This window comes from Streptomyces glomeratus, from assembly GCF_021462825.1.
Taxonomy (GTDB): Bacteria; Actinomycetota; Actinomycetes; order Streptomycetales; family Streptomycetaceae; genus Streptomyces; species Streptomyces glomeratus.
Genome location: NZ_JAKEEB010000006.1, coordinates 302,805 through 320,283, shown reverse-complemented (window position 1 = coordinate 320,283; position 17,479 = coordinate 302,805). Strand labels below are relative to the sequence as shown.

General features: G+C 72.5%; 20 protein-coding genes. 13 read left to right on the top strand and 7 right to left on the bottom strand.

Annotated elements, in window-relative coordinates; translation table 11 throughout:
• The first annotated feature begins 224 nt into the window (after positions 1 to 224).
• From LZ604_RS10465 to LZ604_RS10450, 4 genes are read left to right on the top strand one after another with little or no spacing between them, the layout of a single operon-like run.
• Complete coding sequence (locus tag LZ604_RS10465; RefSeq protein ID WP_234514330.1) at positions 225 to 1,160, top strand: ABC transporter ATP-binding protein; 936 nt, start codon at positions 225 to 227, stop codon at positions 1,158 to 1,160.
• On the top strand, positions 1,157 to 1,900 hold the full coding sequence (locus LZ604_RS10460; RefSeq protein WP_234514329.1) for an ABC transporter permease: 744 nt from the start codon (positions 1,157 to 1,159) through the stop codon (positions 1,898 to 1,900). The genes LZ604_RS10465 and LZ604_RS10460 overlap by 4 nt, the downstream gene beginning before the upstream one ends.
• Positions 1,901 to 1,905: 5 nt before the next feature.
• A complete protein-coding gene (locus LZ604_RS10455; RefSeq protein ID WP_234514378.1) occupies positions 1,906 to 3,102 on the top strand; it encodes a sensor histidine kinase in 1,197 nt (398 codons plus the stop codon).
• A complete protein-coding gene (locus LZ604_RS10450) occupies positions 3,099 to 3,713 on the top strand; it encodes a response regulator transcription factor (protein WP_234514328.1) in 615 nt (204 codons plus the stop codon). Before LZ604_RS10455 ends, LZ604_RS10450 begins: the two co-directional genes overlap by 4 nt.
• A 30-nt stretch (positions 3,714 to 3,743) precedes the next feature.
• On the opposite strand, the gene LZ604_RS10445 is transcribed toward LZ604_RS10450, so the two are convergent.
• Together LZ604_RS10445 and LZ604_RS10440 are read right to left on the bottom strand one after the other, a co-directional pair.
• Positions 3,744 to 4,595: a transglutaminase family protein gene (locus LZ604_RS10445; RefSeq protein WP_234514327.1), complete on the bottom strand. Its 852-nt coding sequence runs from the start codon at positions 4,593 to 4,595 to the stop codon at positions 3,744 to 3,746.
• Between the two features lie 17 nt (positions 4,596 to 4,612).
• Positions 4,613 to 5,662, bottom strand: coding sequence for a GNAT family N-acetyltransferase (locus tag LZ604_RS10440; RefSeq protein WP_234514326.1), 1,050 nt, complete (start codon positions 5,660 to 5,662; stop codon positions 4,613 to 4,615).
• Positions 5,663 to 5,802: 140 nt separating this feature from the next.
• Here LZ604_RS10440 and fdxA point away from each other — a divergent pair, with 140 nt between their 5' ends.
• Complete coding sequence (gene fdxA / locus LZ604_RS10435) at positions 5,803 to 6,123, top strand: ferredoxin (RefSeq protein ID WP_043443616.1); 321 nt, start codon at positions 5,803 to 5,805, stop codon at positions 6,121 to 6,123.
• 126 nt (positions 6,124 to 6,249) lie between these two features.
• The gene (locus LZ604_RS10430; protein ID WP_234514376.1) at positions 6,250 to 7,344 is read left to right on the top strand and encodes a bifunctional succinyldiaminopimelate transaminase/glutamate-prephenate aminotransferase; all 1,095 of its coding nucleotides are present in this window, start codon (positions 6,250 to 6,252) and stop codon (positions 7,342 to 7,344) included.
• Between the two features lie 93 nt (positions 7,345 to 7,437).
• Here the strand turns inward: LZ604_RS10430 and LZ604_RS10425 are convergent, their stop codons facing one another.
• Both LZ604_RS10425 and LZ604_RS10420 read right to left on the bottom strand, forming a co-directional pair.
• Positions 7,438 to 7,890, bottom strand: coding sequence for an ATP-binding protein (locus LZ604_RS10425; RefSeq protein ID WP_234514324.1), 453 nt, complete (start codon positions 7,888 to 7,890; stop codon positions 7,438 to 7,440).
• A 326-nt stretch (positions 7,891 to 8,216) separates the two neighbouring features.
• A complete protein-coding gene (locus tag LZ604_RS10420; RefSeq protein ID WP_234514322.1) occupies positions 8,217 to 9,185 on the bottom strand; it encodes a heavy metal transporter in 969 nt (322 codons plus the stop codon).
• Positions 9,186 to 9,282: 97 nt separating this feature from the next.
• Between LZ604_RS10420 and dapE the strand changes: the two genes are divergently transcribed.
• Together dapE and LZ604_RS10410 are read left to right on the top strand one after the other, a co-directional pair.
• A complete protein-coding gene (dapE, locus tag LZ604_RS10415) occupies positions 9,283 to 10,362 on the top strand; it encodes a succinyl-diaminopimelate desuccinylase (protein ID WP_234514319.1) in 1,080 nt (359 codons plus the stop codon).
• A 189-nt stretch (positions 10,363 to 10,551) separates the two neighbouring features.
• On the top strand, positions 10,552 to 11,310 hold the full coding sequence (locus LZ604_RS10410) for an LOG family protein (RefSeq protein ID WP_234514317.1): 759 nt from the start codon (positions 10,552 to 10,554) through the stop codon (positions 11,308 to 11,310).
• Between the two features lie 43 nt (positions 11,311 to 11,353).
• Here LZ604_RS10410 and folP read toward each other — a convergent pair whose 3' ends face one another.
• Entirely contained in the window at positions 11,354 to 12,214 is an 861-nt protein-coding gene (folP, locus tag LZ604_RS10405; protein ID WP_234514315.1) for a dihydropteroate synthase, read from the bottom strand.
• Between the two features lie 152 nt (positions 12,215 to 12,366).
• On the opposite strand from folP, the gene LZ604_RS10400 reads away from it, so the two are divergent.
• Positions 12,367 to 12,714, top strand: a complete 348-nt coding sequence (locus tag LZ604_RS10400) for a DivIVA domain-containing protein (RefSeq protein WP_234514312.1) — start codon at positions 12,367 to 12,369, stop codon at positions 12,712 to 12,714.
• The gene (locus tag LZ604_RS10395) at positions 12,711 to 13,292 is read left to right on the top strand and encodes a DNA-3-methyladenine glycosylase I (protein WP_308283577.1); all 582 of its coding nucleotides are present in this window, start codon (positions 12,711 to 12,713) and stop codon (positions 13,290 to 13,292) included. Before LZ604_RS10400 ends, LZ604_RS10395 begins: the two co-directional genes overlap by 4 nt.
• 41 nt (positions 13,293 to 13,333) lie before the next feature.
• On the opposite strand, the gene chcB is transcribed toward LZ604_RS10395, so the two are convergent.
• Positions 13,334 to 14,137, bottom strand: a complete 804-nt coding sequence (gene chcB, locus LZ604_RS10390; RefSeq protein WP_234514311.1) for a 2-cyclohexenylcarbonyl CoA isomerase — start codon at positions 14,135 to 14,137, stop codon at positions 13,334 to 13,336.
• 376 nt (positions 14,138 to 14,513) lie between these two features.
• On the opposite strand from chcB, the gene LZ604_RS10385 reads away from it, so the two are divergent.
• Positions 14,514 to 14,681: a DUF3117 domain-containing protein gene (locus LZ604_RS10385; RefSeq protein ID WP_003966491.1), complete on the top strand. Its 168-nt coding sequence runs from the start codon at positions 14,514 to 14,516 to the stop codon at positions 14,679 to 14,681.
• A gap of 108 nt (positions 14,682 to 14,789) precedes the next feature.
• Here LZ604_RS10385 and LZ604_RS10380 read toward each other — a convergent pair whose 3' ends face one another.
• Positions 14,790 to 15,584: an O-methyltransferase gene (locus LZ604_RS10380; RefSeq protein ID WP_308283576.1), complete on the bottom strand. Its 795-nt coding sequence runs from the start codon at positions 15,582 to 15,584 to the stop codon at positions 14,790 to 14,792.
• Between the two features lie 57 nt (positions 15,585 to 15,641).
• On the opposite strand from LZ604_RS10380, the gene sigE reads away from it, so the two are divergent.
• The gene (sigE, locus tag LZ604_RS10375; protein ID WP_234514310.1) at positions 15,642 to 16,412 is read left to right on the top strand and encodes an RNA polymerase sigma factor SigE; all 771 of its coding nucleotides are present in this window, start codon (positions 15,642 to 15,644) and stop codon (positions 16,410 to 16,412) included.
• Positions 16,409 to 17,398, top strand: a complete 990-nt coding sequence (locus tag LZ604_RS10370) for an anti-sigma factor family protein (protein WP_234514309.1) — start codon at positions 16,409 to 16,411, stop codon at positions 17,396 to 17,398. Before sigE ends, LZ604_RS10370 begins: the two co-directional genes overlap by 4 nt.
• Positions 17,399 to 17,479: the final 81 nt, after the last annotated feature.

The window sequence follows — 17,479 nt, the reverse complement described above, 5'->3', positions numbered from 1 at the left end:
CCGCGGCGCGCGGGGTGGGTCGTCCCCACCCTCCGCGGGGGCCCCGCTGGGCGTGGGGGTGGGGGGGCCCGCGCGTCCCGGGGGCCCCCCCTCCCCTGTCCCCGGGCGCTCTCCCGGCGCCCCGACGCCTCCTCATGTCATCGTGCCGGCCATGACATCTGTCATGCCGGAGTGACGACACCCGGCACTGCCCGGCGGCATCCCCGCACCGCCACGATGTGTCCATGACGACGACAGAGGCGGACACCGGAGCGGTGGTCGGGTTCGATCAGGTGACCAAGGCGTACGGCGACGTACGGGCCGTGGACGGGCTGACGCTCCGACTGCACCCGGGCGAGACGGTGGCCCTGCTCGGGCCGAACGGCGCGGGCAAGTCCACCACCCTGGACCTGCTGCTCGGGCTCAAGCAGCCGGACAGCGGCTCCGTGCAGGTCTTCGGAACCAGTCCGCGCGAGGCCATCGTCGCCGGACGGGTCGGTGCCATGCTGCAGAGCGGCGGGCTGATGGACGAAGTCACGGTCGCCGAGCTGGTCAAGCTGGCCGCTGCGCTGCACCCGAGGCCGTACGAGGTCTCCGACGTGCTCGCCCGCGCGGGCATCACGCAGATCGCCGACCGCAAGGTCAACAAGCTCTCCGGCGGGCAGGCCCAGCGCGTCCGCTTCGCCCTCGCCACCGCCGGGGCCAACGATCTGATCGTGCTCGACGAGCCGACCACCGGCATGGACGTCTCCGCCCGTCAGGCCTTCTGGGCCACCATGCGCGAGCAGGCCGTCCAGGGCCGCGCGGTTCTGTTCGCCACGCACTATCTCGAAGAGGCCGACGCGATAGCGGACCGGGTGCTGGTGCTGCACCGCGGACGGCTCCTCGCCGACGGCACCGCCGCCGAGATCAAGGCGAAGGCCGGTGCCCGCCGGGTCTCCTTCGACCTCCAGGGACCGATCGACGAGGCGTCGCTGCGCGCGCTGCCGTTCCTGACCTCGATCACCGTGTCCGCGAACGGCTCGGGAAACACCGTCCGTATCCAGTCCACCGACGCCGACGCGACCGTCCACGCTGTGTACGGCCTCGGCGTCTACCCCCGCAACCTCGAAGTCGCCGGGCTCGGACTCGAGCAGGCGTTCGTGGCCATCACCGAGGCCGAGGAGGCCAAACAGTCGTGAACGCCCTGATCAAGCTGGAACTCTCGCGCGCGCTGCGCAACCGCAAGTTCCTGTTCTTCTCGGTGATCTACCCGGCGGCTCTGTTCCTGCTCATCTCGAGCACCTCCGGCAGCGCCGGCAGCAAGATCCCCGGCAGCGGTCTGACCGTGCCGACGTACATGATGGTCTCCATGGCCTCCTTCGGCGCCCTGACCGCCGTGCTCATGGGCAACAGCGAGCGCATCGCCAAGGAGCGCGAGAACGGCTGGGTGCGGCAGCTCAGGCTGACCACCCTGCCGGGGCGCGGGTACGTGCTGGCCAAGACCGCCAGTGCCGCCGTCGTCAGCCTGCCGTCCATCGTCGTCGTCTTCGCGGTCGCCGCCGCCCTGAAGCACGTACGCCTCGACGCCTGGCAGTGGCTCGCCCTCACGGGGGCGATCTGGGCCGGCAGCCTCGTCTTCGCCGCGCTCGGCGTCGCCATCGGCTATCTCGCCAGCGGGGACGCGGTCCGCCCGATCACCATGATCACCTACTTCGGTCTGTCGATCCTGGGCGGACTGTGGTGGCCGTCGGCGGTCTTCCCGGGCTGGTTGCAGGACATCGCCAAGTGGCTGCCCACGCACGCGTACGCTGCTCTGGGGCAGGCCATCGAACAGAGCCAGGCCCCGCACACCAAGGACATCGCCATCCTCGTCGTCTTCTTCGCCCTGTTCGCGGGCGGCGCGGCCTGGCTGTACCGGAAGGACACGCTGAAGGCGTGAGCACGATGACGCAGGGCCCGGGGGCCGAGACCGTCGGTGCGGAGCGGATGATCCCGTTGGGACAGCCGCCCCGCACCGGGCGCGACCTGCTCCTGCGCAAGTTGCTGTGGATCGGCGTCTGGCTGGTCTTCCTCAGCTCGCCGATCCACGACCTGCTCTCCGGCCACCACACGACCGCGGGCACCGTGGGCGGCTGGCTGGGCCTGGCGGTCTTCGTCGGGGTCTATCTGACGCTGGTCTTCCGGAACATGGGCACGCCGCTGGCCCCGCGGTTCGTGATCATCCTGGTCGCATTCCTCGGTGTGCTCGCGACCCTGCTGTGCCTCACCCTCGGCCCGTCCTGGTTCGGCCTCTACTGCTATGTCTCCGTGGCCTGCGGGGCGACCCTCCCGCTGAGGGCGGCCTACTGGGCGATCCCGGGGACGGCCGGTGTGATGCTGCTCGTCGGGCTGCACGTCGGCGAGCGGGAGGCGCAGGACCTGGTCATCCTGGTGCTGCTCATCGGCTTCGCGATGACCGGCGTGGTCCAGCTCATCCGGACGACCGTCGAACTGCGCAGGGCCCGGGCCACCGTCGCGCAGCTGGCGGCCAACGAGGAGCGGCTCCGGCTGGCCCGCGATCTGCACGACCTGCTCGGCCACTCGCTCTCCCTGATCACGCTGAAGAGCGAGCTGGCCGGCCGTATGCTCCCCGGCCATCCCGACAAGGCGGCCCAGCAGGTCGCCGACATCGAGCAGGTCAGCCGCCAGGCCCTCGTCGACGTGCGCGAGGCGGTCACCGGCTACCGCCGCCCCCGCCTGGCCGCCGAACTCGCCGGCGCCCAGGTCGCCCTGGCGGCGGCCGCGGTCACCGCGGACATCCCCGCGGAGACCGGCCTCGAAGGCGTCCCCGAGGACAGCGAGTCCGCCCTGGCCTGGGCGCTGCGCGAGGCGGTCACCAATGTCGTCCGGCACAGCGGCGCCTCGCGCTGCACGGTGGAGGTGCTCCGCCGGCAGACCCTGGACGGGCCGGTGCTGGAACTCTCCGTGGAGGACAACGGCTCGGGCGGCTCGGGCAAGGGGCCCGGCAACGGTCTGACGGGCCTGACCGAGCGGCTGGAGAAGGCCGGCGGGACGCTGGAGGCGGGCCGCGTCAGGCACGGGTTCCGGCTGGTGGCACGCGTGCCCGCCGGCACCGCGGCGGACGTAGGATCCGGGTCATGAGCCGCACGATCAAGCTCCTGCTCGCCGAGGACCAGTCGATGGTCCGCGAGGCGCTGGCCGCCCTGCTCGGCCTGGAGGAGGACATGGAGGTCGTCGTCCAGGTCGCCCGCGGGGACGAGGTGCCGGCGGCGGCACGCGCCCACGCGGTGGACGTGGCACTGCTGGACATCGAGATGCCGGGCGCCACCGGGATCGAGGCGGCGGCGGTACTGCGACGGGAGTTCCCGGACCTCAAGGTGGTCGTCCTGACCACCTTCGGGCGCCCCGGCTATCTGCGTTCCGCGATGGAGGCGGGCGCCGACGCCTTCCTGGTGAAGGACGCCCCCGCGGCCCAACTCGCCGAGGCGGTGCGCAAGGTCCTCGCCGGGGAACGCGTCATCGACCCCACGCTGGCGGCGGCCGCCCTGGCCGACGGCGCCAACCCGCTGACCGACCGCGAACGCGAGGTCCTGCGCGCGGCGGCGGACGGCTCGACCAACGCGGAACTGGCCGCGGCCCTGCACCTGTCCCAGGGCACGGTCCGCAACTACCTCTCCACGGCGATACAGAAGCTGGCGGTCCGCAACAGGGCGGAGGCGGTCCGGATCGCGAGGGAGAAGGGGTGGCTGTAGCCGCGGGCACCTGGCGCCCCGGCGGCCCCGTCAGTTGAGCAGGGCCCGAGCCGCCCGCGCCTGCCCCCGCACCCGCTCGGCGGCCGTCTCGTCCACGTCGGCCACGACGTCGGCGTATGCGTCCAGCTCCTCGGCCCCCCGCAGAAAGTCCCCGCGCTGCACGAGCAGCGATGCCCGCTCGTACCGCAGCCGCGCCGGATGCGACGGCAGCAGCAGGGACAGCTCGACCGCCCACAGGGCGACATCCGACCGCTCCGGCCGGGCGGCGGCCCAGGCCCGGATGTTGTTCAGCACCCGCAGCACGACGTCGAGCGGATCCGCCGGCGTCAGCATCGAGGGATGCAGTGCCGCCCCCGTCGCGCCGGCCACCAGCAGGCCGGCGTCGGCCGCGCTCAGCAGCCGGCCCCCGTCGAACGGATCGGCCAGCACCTGCTCCTCCAAGGGCCCGAACCCCACGACGAAGTGCCCAGGCAGCGCCACGCCGTACACCGGCGCCCCCGCTCTGCGGGCCACCTCGATCCACACCACCGACAGCAGGATCGGCAGCCCGCGCCGCCGTCGCAGCACCTCGTGCAGCAGCGAGGACTCCAGGCGCTCGTAGTCCGCGGCCGAGCCGTGGAACCCGCACCGCCCGCCGAGGACGTCGGCCAGCGCCAGGGCCCAGGCCCGCGGATCGCCCGGCGCGTACGGCAGTTCCCCGGCGAGCCGGTCCAGCTCGATCTGCGCCGCGTCCATCCCGGCCTCGTCCAGCCCCCCGTCGGCGGCCGCGCCCACGAGCAGACACAGGGTCGCGAGGTCGGGCCGCGCGGAGCGCGCCTCGTCGCCGAACCGCCGTCGCACCTCGGCGGCCCGCTCCGGCTCCGGGGGATAGGGGGCACGCATGGCAGCCTCGAAACCTCTCATACCACCGGACCGGTCCCGGCAACCCGCGGGCCGCCGGCGCCCGCTCCACCGAAGTCCTCCGGCTCCCGGTAGTGGTGATAGGCATGATGCACCGCGAAGCCGAGCCGTGTGTACAGCGCCCGCGCCGCCGCGTTGTCCGTCTCCACCTGGAGCCAGGCCGCCGACGCTCCCTCGTCGAGGGCCCGCCGGGCCAGCGCGGCCATCACGGCCGAGGCCAGCCCCCGGCGGCGCTGCTCAGGGTCGACCTCGACCGCCGCGAAGCCGGCCCATCGCCCGTCCACCACGCACCGTCCGATGGCCGCCGGAGGGCCGCCGTGGGCGCCCGGCACCGTCGCGAACCACACCGAGGGCCCGCTGCCGAGCACCTTCAGCGCCACGTCGCTCAGCCCCTTTCGCTGGTAGCGGGCGAGCCAGGTCTCGTCGGCCGTGCGCGACAGCTCCACCCCGGACGTCTCGCGGTCCGCGACCGGCGCCAGTCCTCCGGTCCACAGCTCGGCGGTCACCTCCCGCGTCCAGCCGCGCGTCTCCAGCTCCGCGCAGAGCAACTCCTGGGCGCCTTCGGCGCCGGTCGCGAGCTGCACATAGGCGGGCAGGCCACGGGCCGCGTACCAGCGCCGTACGGCGGTCAGCGCCCGGTCCAGCGGCAGCCCGGGGTCGCCGAGCGGCAGCACCGAGTTGGCGCGGCGGGTGAACCCGGCCGCGGCGCGCAGCTCCCACGCGCCGAGCCGCTCCCGCTCCAACGGCTGCCAGGAGCGGGCGGAGATCCGCGCCAGCTCCTCCCAGGACGCCGCGGGGCCCCGCCGCCGGGCCGGTGCCTCGGGCACGATCTTGCCCGCGACCAGCGAGGATTCCGCGATCCGGACGCCCTCGCCGTCCCGCCGTGTGATCAGTAGCACACCGTTGTCCCATGATGTGAGAACTCCGACCGTGTCGGTGAACCTCTCACCCTCGGCGGCATGTTCGCTCCACCGCCGTACGGAGACACGTTTCCCCACGTCAGCGGCGGTGATTCGGACCTCGAGCCGTCCGCCCGCAGAGATTTCCACAGGTCAGTTCGCCCCTCCTGTTCGGATCGTGCCCAGGAACGGAGATACTAGGTGCGGGCATCGACGACGCCGCGCTCCCGCGCGCCAGGCGGCGGAGCCTACGGAGGCCCGCCAGCGCCCTACCGAGGAGGAACGACAGCGTGACCTACGTCATCGCAGAGCCTTGTGTCGACGTCAAGGACAAGGCGTGCATCGAGGAGTGCCCGGTCGACTGCATCTACGAGGGCCAGCGGTCCTTGTACATCCACCCGGACGAATGCGTCGACTGTGGAGCCTGCGAGCCGGTGTGCCCGGTCGAGGCGATCTTCTACGAGGATGACACTCCCGAGGAGTGGAAGGACTACTACAAGGCGAACGTCGAGTTCTTCGACGAGCTCGGCTCGCCCGGTGGGGCCAGCAAGCTGGGGCTGATCGAGCGCGACCACCCCTTCATCGCGGCGCTGCCCCCGATGAACCAGTAGGCGAGGGCACAACCGTGCCGTCTCGGTCCCGTACGGCGCTCACCGTCGCCGCACGGGACCGAGGCGTTTGGTGCCCGCCTACGCTCGTAGGGGGTGCCTGTCAGAGCAGAAAGTGAGCCGATCCCGTTGTCCGCCGTCATCCACCGCCTTCCGACCTTCCCCTGGGACAAGCTCGAGCCGTACAAGAAGACGGCCGCCGCGCACCCGGGCGGGATCGTCGACCTGTCCGTCGGCACCCCGGTCGACCCGGTCCCCGAGCTGATCCAGAAAGCGCTGGTCGCGGCGGCGGACTCCCCGGGCTACCCGACCGTCTGGGGCACGCCCGAGCTGCGGGACGCGATCACGGGATGGGTGGAGCGCCGTCTCGGCGCCCGCGGCGTGACCCACCGGCACGTCCTGCCCGTCGTCGGCTCCAAGGAGCTGGTCGCCTGGCTCCCGACCCAGCTGGGCCTCGGCCCCGGCGACACCGTCGCCTATCCCCGCCTGGCGTACCCGACCTACGAGGTCGGCGCCCGTCTGGCCCGCGCGGAGCACGTGGTCTACGACGACCCGACCGAGCTGGACCCGGCGCGGCTGAAGCTCCTGTGGCTCAACTCCCCGTCGAACCCCACGGGCAGGGTGCTGGGCAAGGAGGAGCTGACCCGCATCGTCGCCTGGGCGCGGGAGCACGGCGTCCTGGTCTTCTCCGACGAGTGCTACCTGGAACTGGGCTGGGAGGCCGACCCCGTCTCGGTGCTCCACCCGGACGTCTGCGGCGGCTCCTACGAGGGCATCGTCGCCGTCCACTCGCTGTCGAAGCGGTCGAATCTGGCGGGCTACCGGGCGGCGTTCCTGGCGGGCGACCCCGAGGTCCTGGGCCCGCTCCTGGAGATCCGCAAGCACGGCGGCATGATGACGCCGGCGCCCACGCAGGCGGCGGTGGTGGCGGCGCTGGGCGACGACACGCACGTCCGCGAGCAGCGCGAGCGCTACGCGGCCCGGCGCACGGCCCTGCGTGAGGCCCTTCTCGGGCACGGCTTCCGGATCGAGCACAGCGAGGCGAGCCTCTACCTGTGGGCGACCCGGGACGAGTCATGCTGGGAGACGGTCTCCCACCTGGCCGGTCTGGGCATCCTGGTCGCGCCGGGCGACTTCTACGGCCCCGCGGGCGAGAGGTTCGTGCGGGTCGCCCTGACGGCGACGGACGAACGGATACGGGCGGCGGTGCAGCGGCTGGCGTGAGCGCCGCGCCGGTCGTTGCCCAGAGGCCGGACCTGAACGCGCGGAGGGGTCCAGGGAGCGTTCCCCGGACCCCTCCGCGTTCGCGGTCGGGGATCAGCCGCGCAGCGGCAGCCCCTGCACCGGAAGCGGCTGCCCGGGCAGCCCGCTCCTGGCGGCCTCGCCGACCAGCCCGCCGGCCTGCCCGGCCGCGTCCCCGGCGGCCTTCTGCGCGAGCGGCGTCGCCTTCTTGCCGGCCGACCCCACGGTCCTGGCCGCCGTCGGTACCGCCTTCTTGACCGCCTGGCCGCCGGTCTTGACCACCTGGCCGCCCGTGTCACCCGCGAGTCCGGTCACCTTCTGGGCGGCACCGTCGACCTGATGGGTCGCGCCGTCGACGGCGGGGCCGACCTGCGTGTGGTCCAGGGCGGTGAGCCCACCGAGGTCGGGGGTGGCCGGGAGGCCGGCCGTCGCCGCGCTGGCGGAGCCGGCCGCACCGACCACGGGCGCCGCTCCCGCTGCGACGAGCAGCGCTGCACGGGCGATCCGGCGGGTCAGGGGGAGGGACATGATGCTCCTTAGACGGGAGAGAACGGTGAAGTGTGCGACCGTGCCCGGAAGTTGATCGTCCCGGGCTCGGACGCAGTGACTACCGCTCGAAGCCCCCGAAGGTTGCGGTGCGCCGATGCAAAGAGTTGGTAATGCGTCGCATTATCGGGTGGGGAGGAAATCGGGCAAACGGCAACCGGGCCCGAGAGTCTGCCGAATCCTTACAGCCCGGTGTTCCCAAGGGATTCCGCCCGTTCGGCGACGGCGGCGCGCACGGTGGCGCGCCGCCGTCGACGAGACGCGCCGCGCATGACCCGGAGGGGTGAGGGCTCGTACGGGCGGCCGGACTACTCCCCGGTGACGATCCGGACCCGGTCGGCGGAGTCCTGCGCGCCGGAGCCCCCGGTCCTGCGCCACTCGTCGGCGAACCCGCCCCGCGACCACTCCCGGCCCGCGAAGGAGACACGCGCGATGTGCAGCGCCGAGGAGTTGGCCACGGCCCAGTGCGCCAGCTCCCAGCCGCGCTCGCGGGCCGTGCCCGAGGCGGTGGACTTCCGGGGCACCGGGATCGTCAGCGTGCCGGCGCCCGGCTTCGCCGTGTCCGTGGCCGTGGGGGACGCGGCCGGGGACGAGGTGTGGGTGCCCACCTCCGCGCCGGCCGTCTGCAGCACATCACGCCCGAAGTCCCGTACGAGCGCGGCCCGTACCGCGTCCGGGCCGCCGGTGCCGGCCGGGGCGGGACGCCCCTGGCAGGTCAGCGTGGCCGCCGACCGCCCGGTCAGTGCGTCGGCGAGCAGCGCGGCGTCCGGCTCGTGCTTCGCGTAGGCCTCCGGATAGCCGCTGCGCTGCACGCGCTGCGCGGCGACGGTCAGCGGCAGCCGGGTGTAGTCCGGCACCTTGGCCAGATGGTCGTAGAACACGGTCGCGGCATACGTCGGGTCCATGATCTGTCTCTCGGTGCCCCAGCCCTGCGAGGGGCGCTGCTGGAACAGGCCGAGGGAATCCCGGTCGCCGTGCTCGATGTTGTGCAGGCCCGACTCCTGGAGCGCGGTCGCGAGCGCGATGGTCACCGCGCGCTCGGGCAGGCCGCGCGTGGTGCCGACGGCGGAGATCGTCGCCGCGTTGACCGCCTGTTCGGGCGTGAACTCGTACGACGCCCCGTCGTCCTTGCTGGAGACCACCTGGCATCTCGGCGTCGCCGAGCCCGTGAGGTACTGGACGGCGAGATAGCCCGCGACGGAGAGCAGGACCACGAGGGCCGCCCCGAAACGGAGAAGGCGGCCACGGCGCTTGGGTTGAGGGGACGGCTCTGGCACGCGTACAAGGTACTGGAGGCGTTCAAGGGCCTTGTCCGAGGCTGTGGACAACTCGGTTGGAAGGGGGCGCACAGTCCGGCGCGCTAGGGTCGGTGCCATGGCCGATACACCGCTTGACCTCACGCTGGACGCCGCGCGGCTCACCGCGCGGCTCGTCGACTTCCCCTCCGTGAGCGGAACCGAGAAGCCCCTCGCGGACGCCATCGAGACGGCACTGCGCACGCTGCCGCATCTGACGGTCGACCGGTACGGCAACAACGTGGTGGCCCGGACCCACCTGGGACGTCCCGAGCGCGTCGTCCTGGCGGGCCACATCGACACGGTCCCCATCGCCGGCAACATGCCCTCCCGCCTGGACGGGAACGGGGTGCTGTGGGGCTGCGGCACCTGCGACATGAAGTCGGGCGTCGCGGTCCAGCTCCGGATCGCGGCGACCGTCCCCGAGCCCAACCGGGACCTCACGTTCGTCTTCTACGACAACGAAGAGGTCGAGGCGGATCTGAACGGTCTGAAGCATGTGGCCGAGGCCCACCCCGAGTGGCTGGAAGGGGACTTCGCGGTGCTGCTGGAGCCCTCGGACGGCGAGGTCGAGGGCGGTTGCCAGGGGACGCTGCGGGTCCAGCTGAAGACCAGGGGCGAGCGCGCGCACTCGGCGCGCGGCTGGATGGGCTCCAACGCGATCCACGCGGCGGCCCCCATCCTCGCCCGGCTGGCCGCGTACGAGCCGCGCTACCCGGTGATCGGCGGCCTGGAGTACCGGGAGGGCCTGAACGCGGTGGGCGTCTCGGGCGGAGTGGCCGGGAACGTGATCCCGGACGAGTGCGTGGTCACGGTCAATTTCCGCTATGCGCCGGACCGGAGCGAGGAGGAGGCGATCGCGCACGTCCGCGAGGTGTTCGCGGACTGCGGGGTGGACGAGTTCGTCGTGACCGATCACAGCGGCGGCGCGCTCCCCGGCCTCTCCCACCCGGCCGCGGCGGCGTTCATCGAGGCGGTCGGGGGCACCCCTCGGCCCAAGTACGGCTGGACGGACGTCTCCCGTTTCAGCGCGCTCGGCGTCCCGGCCGTCAACTACGGCCCCGGCAACCCGCACTTGGCGCACAAGCGGGACGAACGGGTGGAGACGGCGAAGATCCTCGCCGGGGAGGAGCGCCTGCGGTCCTGGCTGACGTCCTGACCGGTGGCGGCCCCGCGGCCCGGTGCTGTGGCCCATGGCGGACATGCACACGTCCCCCGTCCGTAACCCGCGTGGATCTACGCTGGGGTGGTACGACCCTCCCGAGCTCCGTCCTCCCCCGGCTCCCGGCTTCCCCCGCGCCGGGGGACCCCGACGGGCAGGGGAGGCCCCGATGCGGAGGGAGCGCAGATGCCCACTGGCAACCCACAGGGCAAGAAGGTGCCGCCGGACGAGCAGCGGCTCGGTCCCGTGCTGCGCAGACGGGACCAGGTGACGAAGAGCACCACGGATCAGCGGCTGCTGGACGAGCGCGCCCCCAACGACTGGGTGCACACCGACCCCTGGCGCGTCCTGCGCATCCAGTCGGAGTTCATCGAAGGGTTCGGAACGCTGGCGGAACTCCCTCCCGCCATCAGCGTTTTCGGCTCCGCGCGAACGCCGGTGGACTCGCCGGAGTACGAGGCGGGCGTGCGGCTCGGACGCGGCCTGGTGGAGGCCGGCTGGGCGGTGATCACCGGCGGCGGCCCCGGCGCGATGGAGGCGGCGAACAAGGGCGCGTGCGAGGCCAAGGGGATCTCGGTCGGCCTCGGCATCGAGCTGCCTTTCGAGCAGGGGCTGAACCCGTACGTCGACATCGGTCTGAACTTCCGCTACTTCTTCGTCCGGAAGATGATGTTCGTGAAGTACGCGCAGGGCTTCGTGGTCCTGCCCGGCGGACTCGGCACGCTGGACGAGTTCTTCGAGGCCCTCACCCTGGTGCAGACCCAGAAGGTGACCCGCTTCCCGATCGTCCTGTACGGCACCTCGTACTGGGGCGGCCTGGTGGACTGGCTGAAGAACACCCTGGTGGCCCAGGGCAAGGCCGCCGAGAAGGACCTGCTGCTGTTCCACCTGACGGACGACGTGGACGAGGCGGTGGCGCTGGTCTCCAAGGAGGCGGGGCGCTAGGGCCTCGGACGCGGCGCGGCGCCCGGCGGCCCGTGCCGCCCGGCTAGGCCAGCCCGCGCCGCGCCGCCGCCGGCGGGCGGTGACCGGCGATCGACGCCACCATGTCCAGCACCTGCCGCGTCTCCGCGACCTCGTGCACCCGGTACACCTGGGCCCCCAGCCACGCCGACACCGCCGTGGTGGCCAGGGTTCCCAGGACCCGTTCCTTCACCGGCTTCTCCAGCGTCTCGCCCACGAAGTCCTTGTTGGACAGCGACACCAGGACCGGCCAGCCCGTGGCGACCATCTCGTCCAGCCGGCGCGTCGCCTCCAGGCTGTGCCGTGTGTTCTTCCCGAAGTCGTGCCCCGGATCGATCAGGATCGACTCCCGGGGCACCCCGAGGGCCGCCGCCCGCTCGGCGAGCCCGAGCGTCACCTTCAGGATGTCCGCCATGACGTCGTCGTACGTCACCCGGTGCGGGCGGGTCCGCGGCTGTGCACCTCCCGCGTGCGTGCAGACCAGACCCACCCCGTAACGCGCCGCGACCTCCGCCAGCCGGGGATCGACCCCGCCCCAGGCGTCGTTCAGCAGATCCGCGCCCGCCTCGCACACCGCCTCGCCGACCTCGTGGCGCCAGGTGTCCACGCTGATCAGCACCTCGGGGAAGCGGCGCCGCACCTCGGCGACGAAACCGACCGTGCGCCGGGCCTCCTCCTCGGCCGTGACCTCTTCCCCCGGCCCGGCCTTGACCCCGCCGATGTCGATGATCGCGGCCCCCTCCGCCACCGCCTGCTCCACGCGCGCGAGGGCGGGCTCGTCGCGGAACGTGGCCCCCTGGTCGTAGAAGGAGTCCGGCGTCCGGTTCACGATCGCCATGATCACCGGCTCGTGCGTGCCGAATTCCCGCCTGCCCAGCCTGAGCATCCGCTGTGACCTCTCCCGGTACGTCCCGTTCCTTCGCCGCCTGCGACCTTAATTGTCAGCGTCGCATGGCACGATCGGAGCCGGACACATTCGACAGCTGCACTTCCGCGCCGGCGCGCACCGCGCCGGCACCGAGCGTGGGGACCTCAGTGATGCTCATGTTCTTTTTCCTGGTCGTCGCGCTCGCCGTCGTGGTCGCCGCGGTGACGCTCGCCGTGGTGGGCGGCGGCGAGAGCGCACCTCTGCCGGAGGCGGCGCCCGAGCGGCTCGACGACCCGCTGCCGCCGGACCGCCCGGTGGGCCGCGCGGACGTGGACGCACTGCGCTTCCCGCTCGCTCTCCGCGGCTACCGCATGGCGGACGTGGACGACGCCCTGGGCCGGCTCGGCGCCGAGATCGCCGAGCGGGACGCCCGCATCGCCGGCCTGGAGGCCGCGCTCGCCGGGGCCCGCACGTCCGGCCCCGCCCACGGCCGGCCGGTCGAGGGGGACCAGCAGTGAGCCACGCGGCCGTCGCCGGACCCGACGGGGTGCTGCGCTGCCCATGGGCCCTGTCCGCCGAGGAATACGTGGCCTACCACGACGAGGAGTGGGGCCGCACGGTCCACGGCGACGACGCGCTGTACGAGCGGCTGAGCCTCGAAGCCTTCCAGTCGGGCCTGTCGTGGATCACGATCCTGCGCCGCCGCGAGGGCTTCCGGGCCGCCTTCGCCGACTTCAGGATCGCCAAGGTGGCCGGCTTCACCGAGGCCGACCAGGAGCGCCTGCTCGCCGATTCGGGCATCATCCGCAATCGCGCCAAGATAGAGGCGACGCTCGCCAACGCGCGCGTGCTCGCCGAGTGGGCCCCCGGCGAGCTCGACGGGCTGATCTGGTCCTACGCCCCCGACAGGGCCTCCCGCCCCGCCCCCAGGACCCTGGCCGACGTCCCGGCGGTCACGGCCGAGTCGACGGCCCTGTCCAAGGCCCTGAAGAAGCGCGGTATCCGTTTCGTCGGCCCGACGACGGCGTACGCGCTGATGCAGGCGTGCGGACTGGTCGACGACCATCTGGCAGACTGCGCCGCCCGCAGCGGCTGACCAGGGGCGCGCACCGGCACCGCCGTCGCGCGCAGGCGCCCTCAGCGGCCCAGATAGGCGGGCTTCTCCTTGTTCACGAACGCCCGCACCGCGATCCTGTGGTCCTCCGACGCTCCCGCGCGTGTCTGCAGTTCGTCCTCCTTCTCCAGGGCCTCGTCCAGGGAGTGGGAGAGCCCGTAGGCGAGGGACTCCTTCAAAGCGGCGTACGCCAGCGTCGGCCCCTCGGCCAGGGAGCGGGCGGTCTTCTCGGCCTCGGCGCGCAGGTCGGCCTGCGGGACCAGCCGGTTCGCGATGCCCCACTCGAACGCCTGCTGGGCGCTGATGCTGCGCGGGAAGAGCAGCAGGTCCGCGGCGCGGGAGGGGCCGACGACCCGCGGCAGCGTCCAGGAGATCCCCGAGTCCGCGGTGAGCGCGACGCCCGCGAAGGAGGTGTTGAAGGCCGCGGTGTCCGCGACGATCCGGTAGTCCGCGGCCAGGGCGAAACCGAAGCCGGCGCCGGCCGCGACCCCGTTCACCGCGGCGACCACCGGCTTCGCCGCGCCCGTGAGCGCCCGCACGATGGGGTTGTAGTGCTCACGGACGGTGCTCATCACCCCGGCGTCCGAGCCCGCGTCCTGCGCCTGGAGCAGCCCGATGTGCTCCTTGAGGTCCTGGCCCACGCAGAACGCCCGCTCCCCGGCCGCGGTGAGCAGGATCGCGCGCACGGCCGCGTCGGCCGCCGCCTCCTGCGCCGCGTCCCGCAGGGCGGCCTTCGCCTCGATGTTCATCGCGTTCATCGCCTCGGGACGGTTCAGCGTGATCGTCGCGAGTCCGTCGCTCACCTCGTAGAGCACGGTGTCGGCCATGGTGGTCCCCTCCGGGGTCGCGGCTCCGTCGTACCGGTCGGTACGCCCTTGCGTCCGAAGGACAGCATGGCGGAGATCATCCGCCGCCGCCCGGACGCGGTGTGTGACCTGCGTCAAACAATGCCCGATCGCATCAGGTCGGCGGAGCTCCGTGCGATGGCGCAGTATCACAGCCACATCGCCGAATTGAGTGGTTTTGGTCGGGCGTGTTGCTCAAGCGATGCCGACTCATGTTGGTCATCGGGTCCGGACATGCGGGATAATGGCTGGGAAGCAATGTGTTCGATGCCGGTGTCGCGTGTCCCCCAAGGGGTCGCGTGCCCTTTCAAAGGGGCCGTCGGCTGACGATGAGCTGGTTTCAGGAAGGGGAACGAGCATGGCGGCCATGAAGCCGCGGACGGGCGACGGCCCGCTCGAGGTGACCAAGGAGGGGCGGGGCATCGTCATGCGCGTTCCGCTCGAAGGCGGCGGTCGGCTCGTCGTCGAGCTGACCCCTGACGAGGCCGACGCACTCGGCGACGCCCTCAAAAAGGTCGTCGGCTGACGCGGAAAGCGACCCCGATTTTCGGCTGCCCCGGCATCGTACGCGGTGCCGGGGACTGCTTTTTGGCCCGGCTCGCCCTCGGCGCGTCCTTCGGCGCGCACACCCCGCTCAGCGCTTGACGGCGCACAGCAGTCCGTCACCCACCGGGAGCAGTGAGGGCACCAGGTCCGGGCTCTCGCGGACCGTGCGCAGCAGCTCCCGCAGCCGCAGCACCTCGGTGGGCTGGGGCCCCGAGTCCACCGTGCGGCCGTTGGCGAGGACACCCTCGAAGACGACGAGGCCGCCCGGCCGCAGCAGGCGCAACGATTCAGCGAGATAGTCGAGCACCTCGAGCCGGTCGCCGTCGCAGAAGACGAGGTCGTAGCCGGCGTCCGCCAGCCGTGGCAGCACGTCCAGGGCGCGGCCCGGGATGAACCGGGCGCGGTTGCTGGCGAAGCCGCAGGCACGGAACGCCTGGCGGGCGAACTGCTGGTGCTCCGGCTCCGGGTCCACCGTGGTGAGCACGCCGTCCGGCCGCATGCCGTGCAGCAGATGGATCCCCGAGACGCCGCATCCGGTACCGATCTCCGCCACGGCCTTGGCGTCCACGGTGGCGGCGAGCAGGCGCAGCGCGGCGCCCGTGCCGGGCGAGACCGAGCGCAGCCCCGCGTCACGGGCCCGGTCGCGGGCCCAGCGCAGCGCGTCGTCCTCGGCGACATAGGCGTCGGCGAACGCCCAGCTCGTCTGCCGGTTGCCGGTAATGACCCTCTCCTGTCCCCGTGATTGCCTGGGCGTGACTGTATCCGTTGGCCCCGGGAACCCGCAGATGGGACCAGGCGTTTGGAAGGGTGGGAAGAGCAGCGGGGGAAGGACGGGGGACATCCGGTGGACCTGGGCGTCGAGCAGGTGCTGACGCGGCCGCATCAGCGCAGATCAAATTCTCTCAAAACCGCTTATCCGGAGCTAACGGGCGAGGTGGCTATGGTAGGGGCTCCACTGGACACCACCAGAGCCGACAGGGGAGGTGCGGCTGCGCCTGTGGATCGGGGAGGAGTGCTGCGGCGCTTCCTCAGGTCACCGGGTGAGCCGAAATCCGTGACCGACATCGCTGACACGCACCACGCTGCCGAGACCGCGCAGACCGCGACCTTCGCCACCGACGCGGACTCGCAGGCGTGGACTCCGCCCACCTGGGAGGAGATCGTCAGCACGCACAGCGGCCGGGTCTACCGCCTGGCGTACCGCCTGACCGGAAACCAGCACGACGCCGAGGACCTGACACAGGAAGTCTTCGTCCGGGTCTTCCGCTCCCTGTCGTCCTACACACCCGGCACCTTCGAGGGCTGGCTGCACCGCATCACCACGAACCTCTTCCTGGACATGGTCCGCCGTAAGCAGCGCATCCGCTTCGACGCGCTCGGCGAGGACGCGGCCGAGCGGCTCGCCAGCCGGGAGCCCACCCCGCAGCAGGCCTTCAACGACGCCCACTTCGACGCGGACGTCCAGCAGGCCCTGGACACCCTCGCGCCCGAGTTCCGTGCCGCCGTCGTCCTGTGCGACATCGAAGGACTGTCCTACGAGGAGATCGCCGCGACCCTGGGCGTCAAGCTCGGCACGGTCCGGTCCCGTATCCACCGCGGCCGCTCGCAGCTGCGCAAGGCGCTGGCGCACCGCTCTCCCGAGGCCCGGGCCGAGCGGCGTACCTTCATGGCCCGTGTGCCCGCGCTGGGGGGAGGGGGCGCGACCGCGTGAGTGGATCCCGTCGCCCCACACCGGCAGAGCAGCACCTGGGGGACCGACTCTCCGCCCTCATCGACGGAGAGCTCGGTCATGAGACGCGCGAACGCGTGCTGGCCCATCTGGCCACATGCGCGAAGTGCAAGGCAGAGGCCGACGCCCAGCGCCGGCTGAAGAACGTCTTCGCGGAGGCGGCCCCGCCGCCGCCCTCCGAAAGCTTCCTGGCCCGCCTTCAGGGCCTGCCGGGAGGTGACGTCGACGGCGGTGGCACGCCGTTCGGCGGGGGTGGTCTCGGCAGAGGAATGCCGTCGGCCGCCGGCCTTCCCCCTGCGCCGGGCGTCTTCGGAGTGAGGGGTGAGCCCTTCGGCTACGTTCCGGCGGGGCCGCACGCAACGGCGCTGTCCCCGTCCGAGGGCCAGGCGCTTTCCGCGGACCGGGGGTTCCGCATCCATCACGTCGGCCGCCATGACGCCGATCGCGCGGCCTCCCGGGGGCGGCGGTTCGCGTTCGTCGCCGCGGGCGCCGTGTCGCTGGCCGCGATCGCGCTCGGCGGGGTGTCGACGGGTGTCGTGACCGACACGGGCGCGGAGGCGCGCGGATCGGGCACCGGAAGCAATGTGATCCCGATGCGTTCGCCGGGCACGGGCGGCCCGACGACGCCCGACACTCCCCGACGGCGGGGCGTCGGACCGCTGCTCGGGCAGCGGGCGCTGCGCCAGGCACCCGTCGCGTCGACGATGGCGTCGGCCCCGCTGCTGCCCGGGGGACCCACTCGGCAGGTACCGGACGCCTCGGAGATCCGCGCCCTGACGGCTCCCGTGGTGGCCGGGGCCGCCGCGATGTCCCCACTGATACGCCCACTCACCGAGACCGCACCGCCGCTCACGCTGAGGCCCTGGTCGCCCGCCCCGGGGATCACGGCTCCCGGACTGCTCATGGCGCCGAAGCCGGCCTCGTCCGGCGGCCCGCCCTCCTCGTCCTTTCCCTACATGGCCCACTGAACCGGGCATCTGCGCGCCGGCCCGCGAACCTGGTTGAATCCGTGCCGGACCGCGCCCGCGGAAGCGTCCCGGGCGCGGAAT